The organism is Phaeodactylibacter xiamenensis (genome assembly GCF_000759025.1).
GTDB classification, from domain to species: Bacteria; Bacteroidota; Bacteroidia; order Chitinophagales; family Saprospiraceae; genus Phaeodactylibacter; species Phaeodactylibacter xiamenensis.
In genome coordinates this window covers 1-20,624 of record NZ_JPOS01000101.1, presented here as the reverse complement: position 1 = coordinate 20,624, position 20,624 = coordinate 1, and the positions used below count along the sequence as shown (strand labels likewise).

Below are 20,624 nucleotides of genomic sequence, written 5' to 3'. Positions count from 1 at the left end.
ATATCATTGTATATATTTTTAAACTAACAAAACGTGTTTGTTATCGTGAAAAGAACAATCATTTTAGCGGGTGTTTTTGCAATTTTTGGACTGTTTACCAATACGCTTAATGCACAAGAAGAAGAACAAACGGCTTCGGCTGCCAGCCTCTACAACGATGGCCTTGCTAAGCTGAAAGCGAAAGAGTATGATGCAGCCTTTGAGCTAATGGGCCAGGCCCTGGAAACAGCAGATTCTTCCTCCGAGACTGATATCAAGGTTATGCAACTGGCCAAGAAAAATGGTGCCATTGCAGCTTATTACGTAGGTACTAATGCACGTAAGGCTGATGACCATGAAAAAGCGCTGGAGGCTTATCAGCAGGGCCTAGATTATAACCCTGGTTTCTATGCTAATTATATCGGTAAGGCACAAGCGCTTGAAGGTATGGATATGATGGCCAAGGCTGTTGGAGCTTACCAAACGGCTGGTGTGGCTTGCGAAAAGGCGGGCAAGGCCGACAAGGCTGAGCAAATGAACAGTAAAGCCGAGAATATGGTTGCTGTTGCCTGGGGGTACAAAGACTGGGCTCTGGTCAAGGATATGGCCGCAGCTTATCTCGAAGGCGGGGAAAGTGCTGATGTCCATTACTACCTTAGCGACGCATTGCTAAGCGATGGCAGCAAGGATGATGCGCTCATGCATGCCGAAAAAGCCATTGAGCTGGCAGCTGATGGCGCAGACAAGTACCTGATGCAGAAGGCGGAAATCCTAAAGTCTAAAGGTGATACAGCTGGCTCTATTGAAGCGTATAAGATGATCACAGACAGTAAGTACGTTGAGCGTGCGAAATACGAAATCGGCCAGCTGGGCGGCTAATAACAGGCTGGTTGCTGTGAAAGAAAAAGCCCCGGGCTGCCTGATTGGTTTCCCGGGGCTTTTGTTTTGAAATTAACGGCTGTTCCTAATCAGCTCAATATAGCCCTTCAGGATTACAGGGCCGGGCTGAATGCCGGTAACCCGCCGCTCGAAGTAACGGCAATTGTAGAAGTAAGTGCCGTCCTCCAAAGCCTGCCCCTGCAGATTAGTGCCGTCCCAGTTGAGGTCAGGGTCGTTGGTAGTGAATACGACCTGCCCCCAGCGGTTGAACACGGTGAATTCCACACGGTCAATGAAGCAGTAGGGGTAAGGGCGAAAGATGTCATTTTGGCCGTCCCCGTTGGGCGTAAAGGCGTTCGGGAGCTGGTAGAACGGGCAGTTGTCGACGCAAATGATGTTGCTGAATTCACTTTCGTTGGCAAAGGTGTCCACCGCAGTGACGGCGTAGCAGCCTGCAATGCCTATTTCTGGCTTATGGTCATAAACGGTGAGCCTGGAATCGTCAATGGAAGCGATAAACTCGAAGTCACTGCCTTCGAATGGGGCATAGTAAATCCGGTAGCCAACCACATCGTCAGTTTCCTCGCAAATATCCATCGGGTTGACCCAATCCAGCGTATTGGCAAGGGCTTCTTCATCCGAGCAGTCGGTCTGGGTGTCACAGCCATTTGTCACCTCGAGGGTAGGAGGGCAGGGGGCGATATTATCGATGGGGATACTGCAATTGCGTTGGGAGTTGTTCAGCAGTGGACCGGGGATGCCCTCTATGTCGTAGGTGCCGGCCGAGCGGACGTAGTAGCAATATTCGGTGCCGTTGATGAGGCCTTCGTCCCGGTAGGGGGGCTCCGTTACGGTGGCCAGGGAATCATAGTCCCCGCTGTCGTTTTCCCTGAAAATGGTGTATTCAAAGTTGTTCCAGGGCACATTTTCTGACCAGGACAGGATGTTGGTGTTGTCCGTTGGCTCAATGCTCAGGAATACGGAGGACGCAGGGTTGGTCAGGCCAAGCGGCTCGCTCTCGTTATTGACGTAGAAAGCGACGATATAGCTGTAGGATTGCTCAGCGGTATTAAGGCCAGTATCGACAAAGCAAGTGTCATTGGCCCCGGCGAAAGTCGGGCTGCTGAAGGTGATCCCAATCGGCTGGAAAGCCTCCTCAGGCGGGTTCTGCCCCTCGGCTCGAAGGACTTCATAAACGTACGGTCCGGGGTTAAGCAAGGTGTCCAAATCTTCCGCTACGGGCTTGGACCAGCAGACCTCCATTTCTCCGCCACCTGTATCGGTCGTGAGCACGCTCACATTGGTAATCAATGGGATATCCCGGTTGAGCTGCACACAGATGGAATCCGAGGCGAGGCTTTCCACGGGGTTGTAGGTAGTGCTGCCAGTCGGAGTAGTGAGCGCGAACTCGGCCAGGATGCGGTAGCAATAGGTCCGCCCCCGCTCCACATCGGTATCGGTGTAGATATACCTTCCGTCTTCTGTGTCCATGATGGGCACATTAAAAAGTTTGGTATACCCGCTGCCGTCCAGGCCGGGGGTGCAGGTGTCGCGCACAAAGTTGGCGCTGCCTTCCCGCCTCCATACGGTGAAGCCGCGGAAGTAGTTATTTTCGGTATCCTCGCAGGCGTAGGGCATCTGCCAGGAGACATTGACCTCGTTGGACTGCGGCTCGGCCTGCACATCCTCGGGCGGCGGCCCCACCACTTTTATGCGCACGGTTTTGAGGGTAGCCAGCCCGGTGGTGTCGCCGAAGCCATTATCAGTAGCTTTGAAGACGACCTGGTAAAATTGGGCGCTGATGGCTTCGCAGGGGACATCCCAGCGGAAGGTCTTGACAACGGGGTCTTCTTCAAAGGTTTCTGTGTTGGGCGTGAAGGTCGCAGGCCCGTAGGTGACTTCGAATGGGCCTCCAAGCGCGGTCAGGCGGACCAGCTGTTCGTCTTCGGAGAGCGGTGCGGTAGCCCGCACATCAAATTCGAGGACATTGCCGGCGATGACGCAGACTTCATCGAAGGGGACCTCCACGACAGGAGGCAGGTTTTCGCATTCTTCTACGAGTATCTGCATATCCCGGACGATAGAGCCGATCTGCTGCCCATTGCGGTATTCGCGGATGAGAATGGCGATGTTGTACTCGCCTGCCTTCTGCGGGGCATTCCATACGATATCGCCAGTTAATGAGTCAATAGTAATTTGGTTGTCTATTCCCGGTTCGATTTCCATCACCTCCTGATAATTGGGTGCCGAGAAGTCGACTTCTTGCATAGGGGTGATAAACTCATAACTCAGGCTGTCATTGTCTGCATCGAAGGCATTGGGGTTATGGGTGAATACCTGACCTACGCAGCCAATGTCAATTGGGGGCTGCAGGAGTATAGGCGAGTTATTGCAGCCCTGTACCTGAGGGTTGAGAAAGGTATATTCTGTCTGTATATGAAAAGGGACCTGTTCGGAGAAGGGGGCGTTGACATTCAGGATGCCAGCATTCCGATTGGGGTCGGTCATGGAGATGGTATAGGTTGCCCTTGCCGAATAAGTGTGTGTGGCGATGTAAAGGTTGCGCTTGGTATCATTTTCGAGAATGACCCCTTGTGGTGGGGTACCAAGGCCATTGGCACGACCCACCCGTTCGCAGGTGCCATCTCCCCAGCAGATAGTGAGCGTGTCCCGGTCAACAGAAATACTGCTGGCTTTGGTATAGGTGATCACCGTAGCCCGGACCGTTAGACTGTTATCGCTGGTGCAGGTAGTATCCACAAGTTCTACTCTGATCTCACCGGCCCGGTTATGAGTGGCAAGCAGAGTGGAGGAAATTGTTATCAAAAACAACAGGAAAAGCAAAACACGGAGCGGAAAGAGTCGATAAAACATAGGCGTAGGGATTTGTTTAGTTTTTTTGATGGATAACCTATAACCAGGTACCCGGATCATAGCTACTGGCAATTTACTGATTTACAAGCTTTAAAATGGGTAGCAGGCAGGAATAGTTTGTAAACCTTACGGCCTATATGCCAAATAATGGAGGCATTTCTCAATTAGGCACAGCGCTTGAATTCAGCACTCAGTGCCCGGAATGTAACCTAAGCAACGATCATGTAGACTACAGAAAGTTAGCTTTTCTATGCCGTCATTGTTGATCGTATTAAAACCAACATCTTGGGGCTTAGAGAGTGGCAGCCCCGGTCCTCTGATTGTAAAAAGCCCTTGGTGGAAAAAGCAAGGCACAGTTGGGGCATGGCGTTTGTATCCGGAAAAGATTCTTGGAGAATGAGGCCCTATTTTTCAAATTAGCAGAGGGTACTCCAGATTTTCGGTTGAAAGAGAAAGCCCCGGGCTGCCAGTCTGGCAGCTCCGGGGCTTCAGTTTTTAGCTCACATAATGAAGATCAACGATTATTCGTAATCAGTTCAATGTAGCCCTTTAGTATTTCCGGGCCGGGCTGAATGCCGGTAACCCGTTGCTCGAAGTAACGGCAATTGTAGAAGTAAGTGCCGTCCTCCAAAGCCTGCCCCTGCAGATTAGTGCCGTCCCAGTTGAGGTCAGGGTCGTTGGTAGTGAATACGACTTGCCCCCAGCGGTTGAACACGGTGAATTCCACACGGTCAATGAAGCAGTAGGGGTAAGGGCGGAAGATGTCATTTTGGCCGTCCCCGTTGGGCGTAAAGGCGTTCGGGAGCTGGTAGAACGGGCAATTGTCGACGCAAATGATATTGCTGAATTCACTTTCGTTGGCAAAGGTGTCCACCGCAGTGACGGCGTAGCAGCCTGCAATGCCTATTTCTGGTTTATGGTCATAGACGGTGAGCCTGGAATCGTCAATGGAAGCGATAAACTCAAAGTCGCTGCCTTCGAATGGGGCATAGTAAATCCGGTAGCCAACCACATCGTCGGTTTCCTCGCAAATATCCATCGGGTTGACCCAATCCAGCGTATTGGCAAGGGCTTCTTCATCCGAGCAGTCGGTCTGGGTATCACAGCCATTTGTCACCTCGAGGGTAGGAGGGCAGGGGGCAATATTATCGATGGGGATACTGCAATTGCGTTGGGAGTTGTTCAGCAGTGGCCCGGGGATGCCCTCTATGCCATAGGTGCCGGCCGAGCGGACGTAGTAGCAATATTCGGTGCCGTTGATGAGGCCTTCGTCCCGGTAGGGGGGCTCCGTTACGGTGGCCAGGGAATCATAGGCCCCGCTGTCGTTTTCTCTGAAAATCGTGTATTCAAAGTTGTTCCAGGGCACATTTTCTGACCAGGACAGGATGTTGGTGTTGTCCGTTGGCTCGATGCTCAGGAACACGGAAGATGCCGGGTTGGTCAGGCCAAGCGGCTCGCTCTCGTTATTGACGTAGAAAGCGACGATATAGCTGTAGGATTGCTCAGTGGTATTAAGGCCAGTATCGACAAAGCAAGTGTCATTGGCCCCGGCGAAAGTCGGGCTGCTGAAGGTAATCCCAATCGGCTGGAAAGCATCCTCGGGCGGGTTCTGCCCCTCGGCTCGGAGGACTTCATAAACGTACGGGCCGGGGTTGAGCAAGGTGTCTAAATCCTCAGCTACCGGTTTGGACCAGCAGACCTCCATCTCACCGCTGCCAGTATCGGTGGTGAGCACGCTCACATTGGTAATCAACGGGATATCCCGATTGAGCTGCACACAGATGGAATCCGAGGCGAGGCTTTCCACGGGGTTGTAGGTAGTGCTGCCAGTCGGAGTAGTGAGCGCGAACTCGGCCAGGATGCGGTAGCAATAGGTCCGCCCCCGCTCCACATCGGTATCGGTGTAGATATACCTTCCGTCTTCTGTGTCCATGATGGGCACATTAAAAAGTTTGGTATACCCGCTGCCGTCCAGGCCGGGGGTGCAGGTGTCGCGCACAAAGTTGGCGCTGCCTTCCCGCCTCCATACGGTGAAGCCGCGGAAGTAGTTATTTTCGGTATCCTCGCAGGCGTAGGGCATCTGCCAGGAGACATTGACCTCGTTGGACTGCGGCTCGGCCTGCACATCCTCGGGCGGCGGCCCCACCACTTTTATGCGCACGGTTTTGAGGGTAGCCAGCCCGGTGGTGTCGCCGAAGCCATTATCAGTAGCTTTGAAGACGACCTGGTAAAATTGGGCGCTGATGGCTTCGCAGGGGACATCCCAGCGGAAGGTCTTGACAACGGGGTCTTCTTCAAAGGTTTCTGTGTTGGGCGTGAAGGTCGCAGGCCCGTAGGTGACTTCGAATGGGCCTCCAAGCGCGGTCAGGCGGACCAGCTGTTCGTCTTCGGAGAGCGGTGCGGTAGCCCGCACATCAAATTCGAGGACATTGCCGGCGATGACGCAGACTTCATCGAAGGGGACCTCCACGACAGGAGGCAGGTTTTCGCATTCTTCTACGAGTATCTGCATGTCCCGGACGATAGAGCCGATCTGCTGCCCATTGCGGTATTCGCGGATGAGAATGGCGATGTTGTACTCGCCTGCCCGCTGTGGCGCATCCCATACGATATCGCCTGTAAACCGGTCAATGGTAATTTGATTATTGGGCCCCGGATTGATTGCAGTGACCTCCTGATAGTTGGGTACTGGGAGGTTCACATCCTGCATGGGCGTGATAAACTCATAGGTCAGGCTATCATTGTCGGCATCGAAGGCATTAGGGTTGTGTGTAAATACCCGACCTACGCAGCCAATGTCAATCGGGGGCTGCAGGAGTATAGGCGAGTTATTGCAGCCCTGAACCTGTGGGTTGAGAAAGGTATATTCTGTTTGTATGTGAAAACGGACCTGATCGGAATTGGGAAAGTTGACATTCAGGATACCCCCGTTCCGGTTGGGGTCGGTCATGGAAATCGTGTAGGTTGTCCTTGCCGGATAAGTATGAGTGGCAATATAAAAGTTGCGCTTGGTATCATTTTCCAGAATGACACCCTGTGGTGGACTGCCTGGCCCATTGGAACGAGCTACCCGCTCGCAGGTGCCATCTCCCCAGCAGATGGTGAGCGTATCCCGGTCAGCAGGGATACTACTGGCTTTGGTGTAGGTAATCACAGTGGCCTGTACAGTCAGACCGTTTGGCCCCGTGCAATCACCATCCACAAGTTCTACTCTGATTTCACCAGCCCGGTTGTGGGTAGCAAGCAGGGTGGAAGCCCCTGTCGTTAGAAACAGCAATAAAAGCAGAAAGCGTTGTGTATAGTATCGGTAAGACATAGGCGTAGGTATTTGTACAGTTTTCTGATAAGGCAGCCCTGGCGTTTAGGCGCTCACACTCATAGTCTTTTTCAATTTACTGATTTACAAACTTTAAAACGGCAATTGTGCGGAAATAGTTTGTAAGCTGTACGGCCTATGTGCTAATATTTCAGAGGAAAGAGGGTAAGTAATGAAATAAAAAAGTAACGCCCATGAACGGAGCGTTACCTAAGAATAATACTACTTAAACCTGTCGAAAAAAACTTAGTTGATCGGAGCGTTCAGGAAATCGATATACTCCTGGCACGCCTGATCAGGTACGTTGATATTGGTATAATTGAAGAAAACAGTTTCTTCTATGCCATCGTTGTCCGTATCTACGTAGTCTACGTCAATGGTTTCCATAAAGGGCATTCCAGGGCCGTAGTTGTATACAGAACTTTCGATGATTACAGTGGAGTCTGCGGTTGGCACCTGAAGGTTAAATACACAACGCTCAAGTGTTCGGTAAGAAATTCGGAAATCGTAATATTCTCCTTTTTCAAGCGCCATCGTAGAGCCCTCTCCTTCATCCAGCCAGCCTAGTGGATTCCAACCGGTGTTTCCGGAAGGACGGAACTGAATAGGCAAAGTCGGCCGAACAACCAGGTTACTGAACGTAGAGCTGCAAGTGCCTGCAACATCTACAAAGAAGGTAGTGCCCAGTCCCGCAGGAGGAGCCAGCACATCATCCAGGTTGATCGTCAACTGATCGCCACAGGGCGCGAATAAGGGAGAAGTGTACAACGGTGTGGCATCTCCTTCAAATTGATAGATTTCAAACTGCACGACTGCAGGCGCATTCTGGAAGTTGGCTGGTACGATGAGGGTGATGATTTCACCATCGTAAAAGCGGGTGTTGTTAAATGTGCCTACAATATTTCCATTAAGTGTGTTAATAACCTCTACGTAGTAAAACGTTTGAGGGCCATTCTGTGGCTGATTAACGTTCTCAATAAAGAATTTGGTTGGTGGGTTACAGTAGCGACGGCCACCAAAGAACCAGGTGGATAAGTGGGTCTGCTCAAACTCAGCGATGAGCTTGCCACCGTTTTCACTGATTACAGATGCCCGGCCTTCTTCCTGCCAGTCACCGATGCTTTCGTTGAAACTCCAGGCCTCCAGTTCGTCACCTGGCTTGATTGGAGCTCCGGTTTCAGGGTGAGGTGTACCGAAAGGTATTTCGACCTGCACTTTAACCGGCTTGTCAAACTGCTTAACTTCTCCTTCTGCGCCGTACATATCAATGGAGTAGACCGCAACCGGGGCAAAGTTAAGCTGGCCTAAGCTTTCGCCGTTTTTAGCACGTGCGTTGTTGGAAAACAGGCTGGCGGGAGCCACTTTGTTCGTGATTCGGTTCGTGTAATCATAACTCACAACGTATGCATCGACATTACCGGAAATGGTCTTACCGTTGCTGTCCATCATGCGGGTGTTGGGCGCAACCTCAACGCTGACCCGCTGATTGTTATTGGCAGAAGGCGTGCGGGCGCTATACCGCTCAGTTGTGCCGTTGCTGCCCTGCTGAATGGATACCGTTTCCTGGTTCAGCCCATCGAGGTTTGCACCGATCGGTAACATCCGAATGTTGTGCATTCTCCGGTCCGTATTATTAGTCAGTCGGAAAGTGCGGAACAAAGGCATATACCCTTCTGCCTCAAACTTAAGCGTAAATTCGAGTGGGTCTTGTTCGTCGAATTCAACAATTCTGCGGACAGCCAGCGACAGGAATGCAGCGTTCTTGTCGGCGTTAGAGTAGCTAAGGGTGAGTTCGCGCTCGCCCAGCACGGTGAAAATCTGGTCCTTGTCTGCACCATAGGCTGTTACGCTTATGTCTCTGGGGACTTCCCCCCCGTCGTAGTTGAGGACCTGAATGGTCATTGGGTTGACTAGCAGATCGGTTTGTACATTGACAAACGTACCTTCAAGCAAGTCTCCCGGCTTTGTACAAGAGAATGCGCCCCAAGCCATAACGGCAAGGAGGGTATACAGTCTCAGTTTTTGTAGATGTAATCTTTTCATGATTAATTAAGGATTATAATTAGGATCAATGGAATAGCCAAAACGTAAATTAAAAACTGGAAACCAACGGTAGCCAGACATATTATTGGTCAGGATTTCAGCATTATGCTCGTTATTGCGGATCAATGCCGTCCCGTTAATGAAGACTTCCGGAGCGCCTTTGTAAAAAGTGCCGATATCAAGGCCTACGGTAAGGCGGCGGTTAGGGTGGGTAAGGCGTCCAAGCGCAACCCCGAAGTAAGGGTTGAGCTTCAGGTTGTAACGCAATCCTCCGTATACGTAGCCCAATTCGTCTGGCTCAAAGTAGATATCGTTGATTTTCAGAGGGTCCCTCAGCTTGATGGAACCACTGAAATCATTCATAAGGAACAATCCGATACCAGTTACGAACCGTAAATTCAGTTTGGGGGCAATGACGTGATCAATTAGCAGGCTCAAAGAGGAATTTCTAACGTTGAGATTGATAGAGGCATATTGCTCGTAGCGATTGAAATTCGTTTCCCAGTCTCTGACATCAAAGTCCATGTAGCTAAAACAGCTTCTCAGCCAAGTCTTTTTGCCAACAGGGCGAGCGTAGTCAATGCCTATAAGCGCAGTAGAACCCGTGAAAATACCCAGTGAATGCCGCCCGGTATCGAAAAGGCGTAAGGCTTCAGACTGACCATACCCCTCCACCACCGCTGTGAGGCACAGCAGCAATACCATTGGTTTAATGAGGGAGAATGCTCTAATCATGAGGCAAATCATTTCTAACACGTTAAGTGCCCGGACAAGGAGTACTTTCGTTTGTGACTTAATTTTAATGGCAGGGTTGGAATTGTTTGGTAAAACGCCCAACATAACCCTTAGCCTCTTTTTAGCTCCTAAACAGACAAAAGACTAACAGTCAGGTGTAACTACCTGTCAGTGTCTTTTTTTGATGTTGTTCATGGCTTTTCAGCCTGAGTGTTTGTTAAAGTAGAAGATGCGAATTACCTAGGTGAAATCAAGGATTTCGCAGAATGTTTATACCGCTTATCTAATACGTATAAGCGAGTTTATAATCGGTGGATGGGATTACCTTTTGCTTTAAGCATAGGCGATTATGTGGTATGTGTGTAGCTCAAGGAACACTTACTAGCGGATTGCAGAACAATAACTTGTAACATTAATCGCGCAGGTGCACCTGTTAAGTTTACGTCAAAGTTACAAAAAAGGTTACAATAACAAAAAGAGAATTTGCTTAATCCGAAAAAACAGTCTAGGCGCTGCCTTTATTTTAATGTGCAACAATGTTTTGCCTGAGTGCTTTAGTTTCTTGTGATTCTCGATTATGGGCCTTAAAATTGCAGTTGGGGAAGAAAAACCGAGGATATGTTATCAAAGCGGATTGCCGTTTTTGGGGTACTGTTAGGTGTGATGAGTTTGTTCATGTCTGTTGACACAATGGTCGCAGAAGATGGGGGCATGGTGGTGCGTTCGGTTGAAAAGCGAGTTGCCGTAGCAAAGGAGCCATTCCAATCTTTTTTAAATGGGTACGAAAAGGTATTGAGGCAGCAGTTGGAGCAGGAAGGGGTGCCGGGAGCGGCATGGGCAGTCGTAAAAGAAGGCGTTGTCGCGACTATAGGCACTCATGGCGTTAAATCGGCGGAAGTTGGAGATGCAGTCCTGCCCAGTACCCTTTTCAGAATCGCTTCACTTTCAAAAGGGGTGACTGGCGCAATCGCTGGTCGTTTGGTGGATGCAGGGCTGATTGACTGGTCCGCTCCGTACTGCGCTTACACGCCCCAGAAAGCGGTCGGTGTTGCTGAAGGGCTGGAGAATCTGGAATTGCAGCACTTCCTAACCCACACAACCGGGATGCCAAGGCATACCTATTCCAATCTCTTGAATATGGGGCGCTCCTATTCCAATATTTTAGGCCTTCTCCCATTGGTGAAGCGAGTACACCCTCCTGGCAGTTATCACAATTATCAGAATGTTCTTTTTAATCTTGGGGCTGATATGCTTCGGCAGTCAACCGGGCAAACCTTTAGTGCACTAGCTGGAGAATGGCTGTTCGAGCCACTAGGGATGTACAGGGCTTCGGTCGGATACGCTGCTTTTGTGGAGGATGGAGATAAGGCAATGCCCCATCGCCGGCTGGCTGAAGGATACGCGCCGACGGCTGTGGAGCCTAACTTTTATGAAGTGCCGGGGGCTGCAGGCGTGAATGCAAGCATTAGGGATATGGCAAAATGGCTGGTTGCGGTCAGTGGGCACCGGCCCGATGTGCTGCCTGAACGGGTCTTGTCTGATGTGCTTTGCCCTGCAATCCCGATACCGGCTGCCCGCATTATGCACCGCAACTGGGCCGGGTTGCAAGCCGGTTACTATGCGATGGGCTGGCGTGTTTTTGAAATTGATAATCAGTGGATTGTAGGTCATAGTGGTTATGTTAATGGCTTTCGTGCCGAAATTGCTTTCCTGCCGGAGGAAGACATTGGTATTGTTCTGCTTACAAACGCTCCAAACCAAACTGTAGGCAATGCGGTCCCTTACCTTTTTGATTTGTATAAGGAACAAATCACCGGGCCGTGAAACCATCTGCATCAACAACAGTTTGTGTGGTACTAGCTGCTGGTGCTTCTTCACGCATGGGAGAAGCCAAGCAATTGCTTGAACTCAATGGGCAACCGTTAGTGGCACGGATGAGCTGCCTGGCGCTTGAGGCCGGCTTTGAAGCGGTGGTCGTGGTGACCGGAGCGCGTCGGGCGGCTGTCGAGGCTGTCCTGCCTGGTTTTGTCCATACGGTTTACAACCCCAATTGGGCAACAGGGATGGGCAGCTCCGTACATGCAGGGCTGTCCGCTGCCATTGAGCTTTTGCCGGAGCTTCAGTATGCGGGCTTTGTGCTCACAGACCAACCTTACCTTACCTCAGAGTTGTTGCAAAAAATGCTAGGCCAGCTTCAGCAGAGCCGTGCGCCTGGTATCGCGGCTTATTATACGGAGGGGCTAGGCGTGCCTGCTATTTTTGCTTCTCACCTTTTTCCAGAACTATTAGCGCTTAATGGGCAGAAAGGGGCTAAGCCTATCTTGCATAAGTACCGCGAGTCCCTGCAATCTGTGCCGTTTCCAGCGGGAGCGCTTGACCTTGACTTCCCTGAAGATTGGGAGCGGTTTCTCAGACAAGAGGAATTATAGCATCTTAAGTATTGATTTGGCTTGAACGGGCAAGCGGGAGTCCATGTCCTGCTGTTTTGATTTTTACAAAATTATATTCTGTTTTTGTTGTTGCGCTCCCTAAGGCTTTAGAATTTTTGAAAGCCTTTGCGGTTTTGTCGGCAAAGAGCTGCTGTTTGTCGAATCAAAATACACCCTAAGCATAAAGTTTCAAAAACTCAGGAAACTTTTAAACTTCTGCTGGTTTCCTATGTTTTTTGCTTGTAATTTTGCCACGGGCTACAAAAACAAGCGTGCAATTGAAACAGGATATTATTAAAGCTTCATTTGAGTTGTTCATGCGCTACGGCATAAAAAGCGTGACCATGGATGATATTGCTCGCGAGCTGGGGATCTCCAAAAAAACGCTTTACCAGTATGTGAGCAATAAGGCGGAGTTGATAGAGCAGATTTTTCACGCACACGTAAGCGAAGAGAAATGCATGACGGAGGAAATCCGCTCCACTTCATCCGATGCGCTGGAGGAAATGCTGAGGATTGGCCGGTACGTAGTGGAGAAGCTGCGGTCCATGTCACCAACCACAGTTTACGATCTGCGGAAGTACTATGGCACGATTTGGAAGCGAATGGAGTCCCAGATGAAGCAGCATGTATACGGCGTGATTATTGATAATATTGAGCGGGGCATGAGGCAAGGTATCTATCGCTCAGAGCTCAATCCGGAAATTATCGCCCGGCTTTACGTAGGCAAGTCTGTGCTCGTTGCTGATGAAGAGGTTTTCGAGAGTGGAGAGTATGACCTGGCTACTATACATCAGGAGTACATTCGCTACCACATACACGGCATTGCTTCTGAAAAGGGGCGGCAGTTATTGGCTAAACACCTGGCTGCGGAAGAACAAGAACAATAAACATCCAAAACCATAGCATAAAGAATGAAAATAAGGATTCACTCGACCGTTATGATGCTTTTGCTGGCTTTACCATTGCTGGCACAGCAACAAGCTGTACAAATGTCACTAGATGATGCTATCGACTATGCGCTGGAGAACAGCCTTACTATCAAGGATGCCCAGATTGCGATTGCGGACGCAGAGGAGCAAATCGTAGAACGGCGCTCCTCTGGGTTGCCACAAGTCAATGGCTCGCTCAATTACCAGCATTATCTAGCTGTGCCGCGGCAACCACTTCCTGAAGGTTTTGACATCTTTGGGCTTTTCGGGCAAGTACTCGCTGTAGACCTTTACGATCAATTGTCCAACCAAACCCAGATGGCGGTTGACGAGTCGTTTTCCGGCAATGGTGGCGGAGGCGGCGATGAAGGCATTGCCTTTTTCCTGCGCAATAACTTTACGGCCGGGATTGACGTCAATGCCATGATCTTTGATGGCTCTTTCTTCGTGGCTTTGAAAGCAGCGCGTGCTTACCGGCAGTATACGCTCCGGGATTTTGCCACTACCCAGCGTGAGGTGGAGAATGCAGTCATTGAAGCTTACCTGCCTGTGCTTCTGGTGCAGGAAAGCATTGAGCTGCTCGAAAAAAACATCAAGAATCTGGAGCAACTGCTGTTTGAAACCAGGGAGTTGTACAAAGCCGGATTTGCGGAACAGCTGGACCTTGACCGGCAGGAACTTTCATTATCAAATTTGCGCATCGAGCGCGAAAACCTGGTCCGCCAGAAGGAGGTATCCCTGACCAATCTGAAATACACCATTGGTTTCCCCATTGATCAGCCTCTGGTCGTTTCTGATGACTTGGATGCCATGACCATCGAAGCGGAGGCACTGCTGAGTGAAGAAGCCAGCCCGGCATCTCGTCCGGAAGTGGCATTAATTGATCAGGCGATCCGTATGAATGAGCTGAACATCAAGCTGAATCAGGCCGGTTATTTACCAAGCCTAAACGCCTTCGGAGCCGTGCAGCAACAATATCAGGGCGACGATTTTCAATCCGGTTTTTGGGCGCCTTCTGCCTATGTGGGGCTGAGCATGAGTGTGCCTATTTTTGATGGGCTCAACAAGAAAGCCAAAATCCAGCGGGCACGCCTCGACCTCGAGAAGGCGAGGAACCAACGGGAGGAATTGGTCCGGGGTATCAGCCTGGAAGTGGCGAACGCGCAAACGAATTTCCGCAACGCCTCCAGCCGCCTGAACAGCCAGCAAAACAACCTCGATCTGGCAGAGCGGATTTACGAAACCGCTCAGGTGAAATACCGCGAAGGCGTAGGCTCCAGCCTGGAAGTAACACAGGCAGAACAAAGCCTTTACACCACACAAAGCAACTACATGCAGGCGCTCTATGACGTGCTGCAATCCAAAGCGCGTCTGGAGATGGCGCTCGGCAAGTAAATTTTATCCACAAAAAACACCAATATCACATCATGAAATACATCATCCCGATTGTCGCACTTTTGATGGCCATGCTCGCAGGTTGTCAGCCTGCCGCCAATGAAGAAGGGCAACTGCCGGAATCGCTGGAAGAGAAGCGCACCCTGCTCAAGGAAAAGCGCAGTGAACTCAGTAAGCTCACCCAAGAGGTGGAACAACTTGAAAAAGCTATAGCGGTTCAGGACCCCACTATGGTGGCTAACAAAAGGAAACTGGTTACCACTGCACCGGTGGAACGCACCAACTTTGAGCACTTTGTGGAAATTCAGGCTTCAGTTGCTGCCGATGACTATATCAATGTCACAAGTGAGGTTGCCGGACGCATTCTCAACCTTACTGTAGAGGAAGGAGACAATGTCCGGAAAGGGCAACTTATTGCCGAGCTGGATCTCGAGCAGTTGGACAAGCAAATGGCAGAGCTGGAGAAGTCACTGGAACTGGCAACCACGGTGTTCGAGCGCCAAAAGCGTCTGTGGGACCAGAATATTGGTTCTGAAATACAGTACCTGGAAGCCAAAAACAGTAAGGAGCGCCTGGAGAAAAGCATGGAGACCCTGGAATTCCAAATGACCAAGTCTAAGGTTTACGCTCCGGTGAGTGGAGTAGTGGAAGAGGTTTATCTAAAAAGCGGCGAACTGGCTTCTCCGGGTATGCCGATTGTGCAGTTGCTTAATCCTAACAGACTTAAGGCTGTTGCTGATGTGCCTGAGTCTTACCTTCGTGCGGTCAAAAGGGGAGAACAGGTGAAAGTGGCTTTTCCGGCGCTGGACGAGGAGCAAATGGCTACCATCACCATGATCGGACGGACGATCGATCCTTCCAATCGTACTTTTGATGTAGAAGCAAGAATTTCGGCATCCAGCTCCCTGATTAAGCCGAATTTGCTGGCTACCATGTTCATCAAAGACAAGGAGGCTGAAGATGTCGTCACCATCCCGCTGGAAATGGTGCAGCAGGAAGTTGGAGGGAAGGACTATGTCTATATTCTGGAAGATGGTAAATCGGGTGCTTTAGCCCGCAAGGTATATGTGAAAACCGGCGATGCTTACGATGGGCAGATTGTTATCAAATCTGGCCTGGAAGGAGGAGAGGTCTTAATTATGGACGGGGCACGTGGCCTGGCTAATAATGAGCCCGTCGAAGTAAAGCAAGAAGGTTAAGCACTCACTAAAAGCAGTAATTCAGCCGGGCGAGCCGCCCACATCGCTGAACACTGATACAAAACCACGCAAATGGCTGAAGAAAATAAGCAAAAAGATAAATTACGGCAGTTTAGCTTGTCTACACTGGCCGTAGATAATGGGACAAGTGTGTTCATCCTCACGCTTATGATCCTGATTTTCGGGATTCAGTCTTACCAGAATATGCCCAAAGAGCAATTCCCGGAGGTAGACTGGCCCACAGTGTATATCAATACCCCTTATTTTGGTAACTCTGCTGCAGATATTGAAAACCTGGTAACCCGGCCGATTGAGAAAGAACTCCAATCGATTACGGGCATCAAAGACATCAAGTCAACGTCTATACAGGATTATTCCGTGATTACGGCGGAGTTTTCCGCAGATATGGACCTGGATGACGCTGTCCGGAAGGTGAAGGATGCGGTGGACAAAGCTAAAAGCGAACTGCCGAACGATTTGGATCAGGACCCAACCGTCCTGGACATCAACCTATCGGAAATTCCAATCGTCACGGTCAATATCTCGGGTGACTATACCAATGATGAACTCCGCAGTTACGCTGAATACCTGCAGGATGAGATCGAAACCCTGGATGAAATCTCCGAAGTGGAGCTGAAAGGTGCCCGGGAACGGGAGGTTAAGGTGGATATTGACCTGCCTAAGATGGAGTCTATGCAAGTCACCTTCCGGGATATTGAGAATGCGATTTCTTCTGAGAACATCACCATGTCCGGAGGGGAACTGCTCAACGATGACTTCCGCCGGGCGATCCGGGTAAAGGGAGAATTCGAGGACGTTTCTGAGCTGGAGGAAATGATCGTCAAGAGTGAGAATCAGCGCCCTATCTACCTGCGGGAAATAGCAGAGGTGACCTTTGGCTACAAGGACCCCACCAGTATAGCCCGTTCGGATGGCTTTCCGGTCATTTCTCTGGATGTCATCAAGCGGCAGGGCGAAAACCTTCTCGATGCTTCTGATAAGATTAAGGTCATTGTGGATGATGCAAGTGCAGAGTTGCCGGAAGACTTGAAAATCAGCCTGTTCAATGATCAGTCTGTCAATACACGGGATCAGGTGAGCAACCTGGAAAACAGCATTATATCTGGTGTGATCCTGGTAGTGGTGGTATTGCTGTTCTTTTTAGGGTTGCGAAATGCCTTGTTTGTGGGGCTTGCTATTCCATTGTCTATGCTCATGGGGATACTATTCCTGTCACTGACCGGGGTTACCATGAATATTGTGGTACTCTTTGCCCTCATACTGGCATTAGGGCTTCTTGTGGACAATGCAATTGTAGTCGTGGAGAATATCTACCGATACATGCAGATTGGTTATAATGGCTGGGACGCTGCCAAATATGGGGCGGGCGAGGTAGCCATGCCAATTATCGCTTCTACAGCCACCACGCTGGCGGCTTTCCTCCCACTGGCATTTTGGCCTGGCATCATGGGGGAATTCCTGAAGTACCTGCCTATCACTCTAATAATTGTACTGACGTCCTCCCTCATTGTAGCATTGGTGATCAACACCGTATTTACCAGCCGCTTTATGAAAGTGGATGAACGGGCAGAAGACCCTGCGGTGCGGAAGCGGCGGCAAACCAACATTCTTATTGGTGCGGGGGTGATGCTGGTGCTGGCGGTGGTTTTCCACTTTACTGGCTTTGAGGCAGGGCGCAACCTGTTGGGCATTGCCCTTATTGTGACCCTGATCAACTGGTTCCTGCTGCGGCCAGCGGCATTTAAGTTTCAGAATAACTTTTTGCCTGTGTTGGAGAATGCTTACGACAAGTTTATCCGCGGTGCCCTGCGCGTGCCGGGGGTGATCTTTGGTGGCACCTTTGTGCTGTTGTTTGCAGCCCTTGCGCTGTTAGCTGTGAATATGCCGAAAGTTGAATTTTTCCCTTCCGCGGATCCGTTATACGTCAACGTTTTTGTAGATATGCCTCTGGGCACGGATATCAACGCAACTTATGAAGCTGTGCAGGAAGTCGAGGCGCGAGTCAGCAAGGCCATTGAGCCCTATCAGGGCATTGTGGAGGCCGTACTGACTCAGATTGGTGAAAACACGGCTGACCCGAATGGTCCGCCGGAACCAGGAGCTTCTCCCCAAAAAGCTCGTTTGACGGTCTCTTTCGTGCCTTCTAAAGACCGGGGAGAGTTGTCTACTTTCGATGCGATGGAGGATATCCGTGAGGCTGTACGTGGGGTACCGGGTGTGAAAATCACCGTCGACAAAAACGCGGATGGCCCGAATGCCGGTAAACCGATTAACCTGGAAATCCAGGGTGAGGATATCGATAAGCTGGCGATTCTGTCAGAGGATGTTATCAACTATATCAACTCCCAGAATATCCCGGGCATCGAAGAACTACAGGCTGATATCAAGATTGGCAAGCCAGAATTGATCATTAATGTGGATCGGGAAGCAGCACGCCGGTATGAGGTATCTACTTTTGATATCGCAAATGCCGTGCGAACGGCTGTCTTCGGTAAAGAAGTTTCCAAGTTTAAGGAAGGGGAGGATGAGTATCCCATCTTTATCCGTTTGGATGAAAAGTACCGCTATGACATCGATGACCTGCTTAATCAGCGGATTACCTTCCGCAGCCCGGCCACGGGACAGATTTCTCAGGTGCCGATTTCTGCAGTTGCAGACATTAAGTTTACGTCCACCTACAGCTCGATTAAGCGGAAAAACCTGGACCGGGTAATTACTATTTACTCGAATGTGCTGGAAGGGTATTATCCCAACGAGATCATTCCTGAGATAGACCGATGGATGGCTTCCTATGATCTGCCTGAGGGTTTTACCTATGAGTTTACCGGGGAGCAGCAACAGCAATCGGAAGATATGGACTTCCTGTACACCGCTTTCGGTATTGCGCTATTCTCCATATTCCTGATTATCGTCGCACAGTTTAACTCTGTAGCTTCGCCCTTCATCATTATCCTGTCGGTACTCTTCAGTACGATTGGGGTATTTCTGGGCTATGCCTTTGGCGGGCGCGATATTTCAGTGATTTTCACCGGTGTGGGGATTATTTCACTGGCAGGAGTTGTGGTGAATAACGCCATTGTATTGATCGACTTTATAAATATCCTCGTAGGCCGTAAGCAGGAAGAGCTGGGCTATTCGAAAAATCAATTCCTGGAAACTGAGGATATGAAGGAGGCGATTGTTCAGGGCGGTGCCACCCGTCTGCGTCCGGTTTTATTGACGGCCATCACTACCGTGCTTGGTCTTGTGCCTTTGGCCGTTGGATTTAACTTCAACTTCTTCACCCTGATCACCGACCTGGACCCGCAGATATTTATTGGTGGAGATAATACGGCCATTTGGGGGCCTATGGCCTGGACGGTGATCTATGGATTGGTATTCGCTACCTTCCTGACTTTGGTCGTAGTGCCGGTGATGTACTATTTGGCATACCGCCTGAAAGTGGGGGTATTGAAAGTCTTTGGAAAAGAGCCTGCAGCTTCTTCTGCAGTCTAATAGCTAAGTAGGTTCGATACGAATCAGAGCCCGCTACCTCACGTTATGGTGTTGTAGCGGGCTTTTTTTGGCTGCCGGAATTTTTCGCTAAAGGCATATACGTTCCGGAGCTTGAGGTGCGTTTTTTTAGGAAGAGGATTTGATAATTTGAAAGGTCGACTGCTTTTTGGTACGGATAGCGCATCAACCTGCCCGATCCAACAAGTCAAGAGGGAAAAAATTGGTGCTTTTTTCCGAAAAATCGGGCTTCAAACCTACCGTATAAGGCTTGGAATTTTGTTACCTATTGCTGACTGCAAGCAGAGGTTAGAGCAGGTTGATTCCCTTGTAAGTTCCTAAATTAAGGGGAAAGGAAACGCTAGTTGTTCCATTTGAACCAAGAACCTTTGTCTTTCCATGTCACATTTTTTAGCTAATCGTTTCCTGAGGGTCTTTGAAAACTTTCATATTTGTATTGTAATTGTTGGTGAAGAAACCTAGCAAACTTAAAAAGAGAGATTTACGCATAAGTGCGTTAAAAATATCTGAGTCGGGTGAGTGTTTGTTCATAGTTTTTGTAATCGTATCCCCCGAGTGTTCGGGGGCTTTTTACCTCACTCACCTGACTCTAAAGATCTTAGTGTTGTTCATAGTGTTTGTTTATCGTTAGACCCCTGTCATCTTTTATGACAGGGTTTTTGTTTGCATGGCATGCAAACATTTTCCGAAGGGCTGAAAGAAGCCCTGGCGCCTAATCGGTGGGAAGCCAATGCGAAGGCAACTGCGTTACTGGCAACGGTAGGGTGGGAAGGAAGCCTTAGCAAGTATGGGGCACGTAGCGGGAGCGAACCGGGAGTGGCGCGGCAGGTGGGTAACCTTGCAAAAAGTGGGAAAGCCCAAAAGCCGGATAACCTGCCACGTTAAAACGGACGGTGTCCCATACAGGAAAGTTTGCTTAACCATGGAAGCCTGTTGGGGTGTCCGGGATTTTTTATCTGGACAAGCAGCTAACAAGTCGCAAGGCGAGGCAGCAGCCACACGCCAGCAGGTGGCAGATGAGCCCGTAGTAGTTTTAAACTCCGAGCCTTTGAAGCTCTGGTAACAGGGTGGAGGATAAAACTTGGAGGACAAGTTGCGATGGCTGACCGCAAAGCTAGTCAACTTGACTTATCAGCGCCAAAAGTGCTGGTAAGCTGCGAAGGGGCGAAGTTAAATCAAAGCGTCTCCCTCCAAGGGGTCGTTAAGGTACAAGTGAAGACAATCGTCGGTGGGACCCCGATGAGGAATTATGGGAAGGTGGTGACGAGCCCAGCCTGACCAATAATCCGCACGAGCGTTGAGTACGGTG

The 20,624-nt window shown here is 50.0% G+C and carries 12 protein-coding genes; 8 read left to right on the top strand and 4 right to left on the bottom strand.

Annotated features, from left to right (window positions below):
- The first annotated feature begins 45 nt into the window (after positions 1–45).
- Entirely contained in the window at positions 46–858 is an 813-nt protein-coding gene (locus IX84_RS29615; protein WP_152605300.1) for a tetratricopeptide repeat protein, read from the top strand.
- A 72-nt stretch (positions 859–930) separates the two neighbouring features.
- Here IX84_RS29615 and IX84_RS29610 read toward each other — a convergent pair whose 3' ends face one another.
- The 4 genes from IX84_RS29610 to IX84_RS29595 form a co-directional block, all read right to left on the bottom strand.
- Positions 931–3,732: a gliding motility-associated C-terminal domain-containing protein gene (locus IX84_RS29610; RefSeq protein ID WP_044230053.1), complete on the bottom strand. Its 2,802-nt coding sequence runs from the start codon at positions 3,730–3,732 to the stop codon at positions 931–933.
- Between the two features lie 514 nt (positions 3,733–4,246).
- Positions 4,247–7,048, bottom strand: coding sequence for a gliding motility-associated C-terminal domain-containing protein (locus IX84_RS29605; protein WP_044230051.1), 2,802 nt, complete (start codon positions 7,046–7,048; stop codon positions 4,247–4,249).
- Between the two features lie 246 nt (positions 7,049–7,294).
- Entirely contained in the window at positions 7,295–9,091 is a 1,797-nt protein-coding gene (locus IX84_RS29600) for a hypothetical protein (protein ID WP_152605299.1), read from the bottom strand.
- A gap of 6 nt (positions 9,092–9,097) precedes the next feature.
- The gene (locus IX84_RS29595; protein WP_152605298.1) at positions 9,098–9,826 is read right to left on the bottom strand and encodes a hypothetical protein; all 729 of its coding nucleotides are present in this window, start codon (positions 9,824–9,826) and stop codon (positions 9,098–9,100) included.
- Between the two features lie 618 nt (positions 9,827–10,444).
- Here IX84_RS29595 and IX84_RS29590 point away from each other — a divergent pair.
- The 7 genes from IX84_RS29590 (at position 10,445) to IX84_RS29560 (ending at position 20,200) form a co-directional block, all read left to right on the top strand.
- Entirely contained in the window at positions 10,445–11,650 is a 1,206-nt protein-coding gene (locus IX84_RS29590; RefSeq protein WP_044230044.1) for a serine hydrolase domain-containing protein, read from the top strand.
- Positions 11,647–12,255, top strand: a complete 609-nt coding sequence (locus tag IX84_RS29585) for a nucleotidyltransferase family protein (RefSeq protein WP_152605297.1) — start codon at positions 11,647–11,649, stop codon at positions 12,253–12,255. The genes IX84_RS29590 and IX84_RS29585 overlap by 4 nt, the downstream gene beginning before the upstream one ends.
- A gap of 278 nt (positions 12,256–12,533) precedes the next feature.
- Positions 12,534–13,145, top strand: a complete 612-nt coding sequence (locus IX84_RS29580; protein ID WP_044230042.1) for a TetR/AcrR family transcriptional regulator — start codon at positions 12,534–12,536, stop codon at positions 13,143–13,145.
- Positions 13,146–13,169: 24 nt separating this feature from the next.
- Positions 13,170–14,582 (top strand): TolC family protein, encoded by a 1,413-nt coding sequence (locus IX84_RS29575; RefSeq protein WP_081969016.1) that lies wholly within the window; start codon positions 13,170–13,172, stop codon positions 14,580–14,582.
- Positions 14,583–14,614: 32 nt separating this feature from the next.
- Positions 14,615–15,781 carry an efflux RND transporter periplasmic adaptor subunit gene (locus IX84_RS29570; RefSeq protein ID WP_052516517.1) on the top strand — a complete coding sequence of 389 codons (1,167 nt, stop codon included), beginning with the start codon at positions 14,615–14,617 and terminating at the stop codon, positions 15,779–15,781.
- A 72-nt stretch (positions 15,782–15,853) separates the two neighbouring features.
- Positions 15,854–19,297 carry an efflux RND transporter permease subunit gene (locus IX84_RS29565; protein WP_044230037.1) on the top strand — a complete coding sequence of 1,148 codons (3,444 nt, stop codon included), beginning with the start codon at positions 15,854–15,856 and terminating at the stop codon, positions 19,295–19,297.
- A 690-nt stretch (positions 19,298–19,987) separates the two neighbouring features.
- Positions 19,988–20,200, top strand: coding sequence for a hypothetical protein (locus IX84_RS29560; protein WP_044215673.1), 213 nt, complete (start codon positions 19,988–19,990; stop codon positions 20,198–20,200).
- Positions 20,201–20,624: the final 424 nt, after the last annotated feature.

What these genes read in the sequence shown, in the direction of transcription:
- IX84_RS29565 (WP_044230037.1), top strand. Translation starts at nt 15,854, where the DNA reads ATGGCTGAAGAAAATAAGCAAAAAGATAAATTACGGCAGTTTAGCTTG.
- IX84_RS29600 (WP_152605299.1), bottom strand. Translation starts at nt 9,091, where the DNA reads ATGAAAAGATTACATCTACAAAAACTGAGACTGTATACCCTCCTTGCC.
- IX84_RS29575 (WP_081969016.1), top strand. Translation starts at nt 13,170, where the DNA reads ATGAAAATAAGGATTCACTCGACCGTTATGATGCTTTTGCTGGCTTTA.
- IX84_RS29590 (WP_044230044.1), top strand. Translation starts at nt 10,445, where the DNA reads ATGTTATCAAAGCGGATTGCCGTTTTTGGGGTACTGTTAGGTGTGATG.
- IX84_RS29595 (WP_152605298.1), bottom strand. Translation starts at nt 9,826, where the DNA reads ATGATTAGAGCATTCTCCCTCATTAAACCAATGGTATTGCTGCTGTGC.
- IX84_RS29560 (WP_044215673.1), top strand. Translation starts at nt 19,988, where the DNA reads ATGCAAACATTTTCCGAAGGGCTGAAAGAAGCCCTGGCGCCTAATCGG.
- IX84_RS29610 (WP_044230053.1), bottom strand. Translation starts at nt 3,732, where the DNA reads ATGTTTTATCGACTCTTTCCGCTCCGTGTTTTGCTTTTCCTGTTGTTT.
- IX84_RS29570 (WP_052516517.1), top strand. Translation starts at nt 14,615, where the DNA reads ATGAAATACATCATCCCGATTGTCGCACTTTTGATGGCCATGCTCGCA.
- IX84_RS29605 (WP_044230051.1), bottom strand. Translation starts at nt 7,048, where the DNA reads ATGTCTTACCGATACTATACACAACGCTTTCTGCTTTTATTGCTGTTT.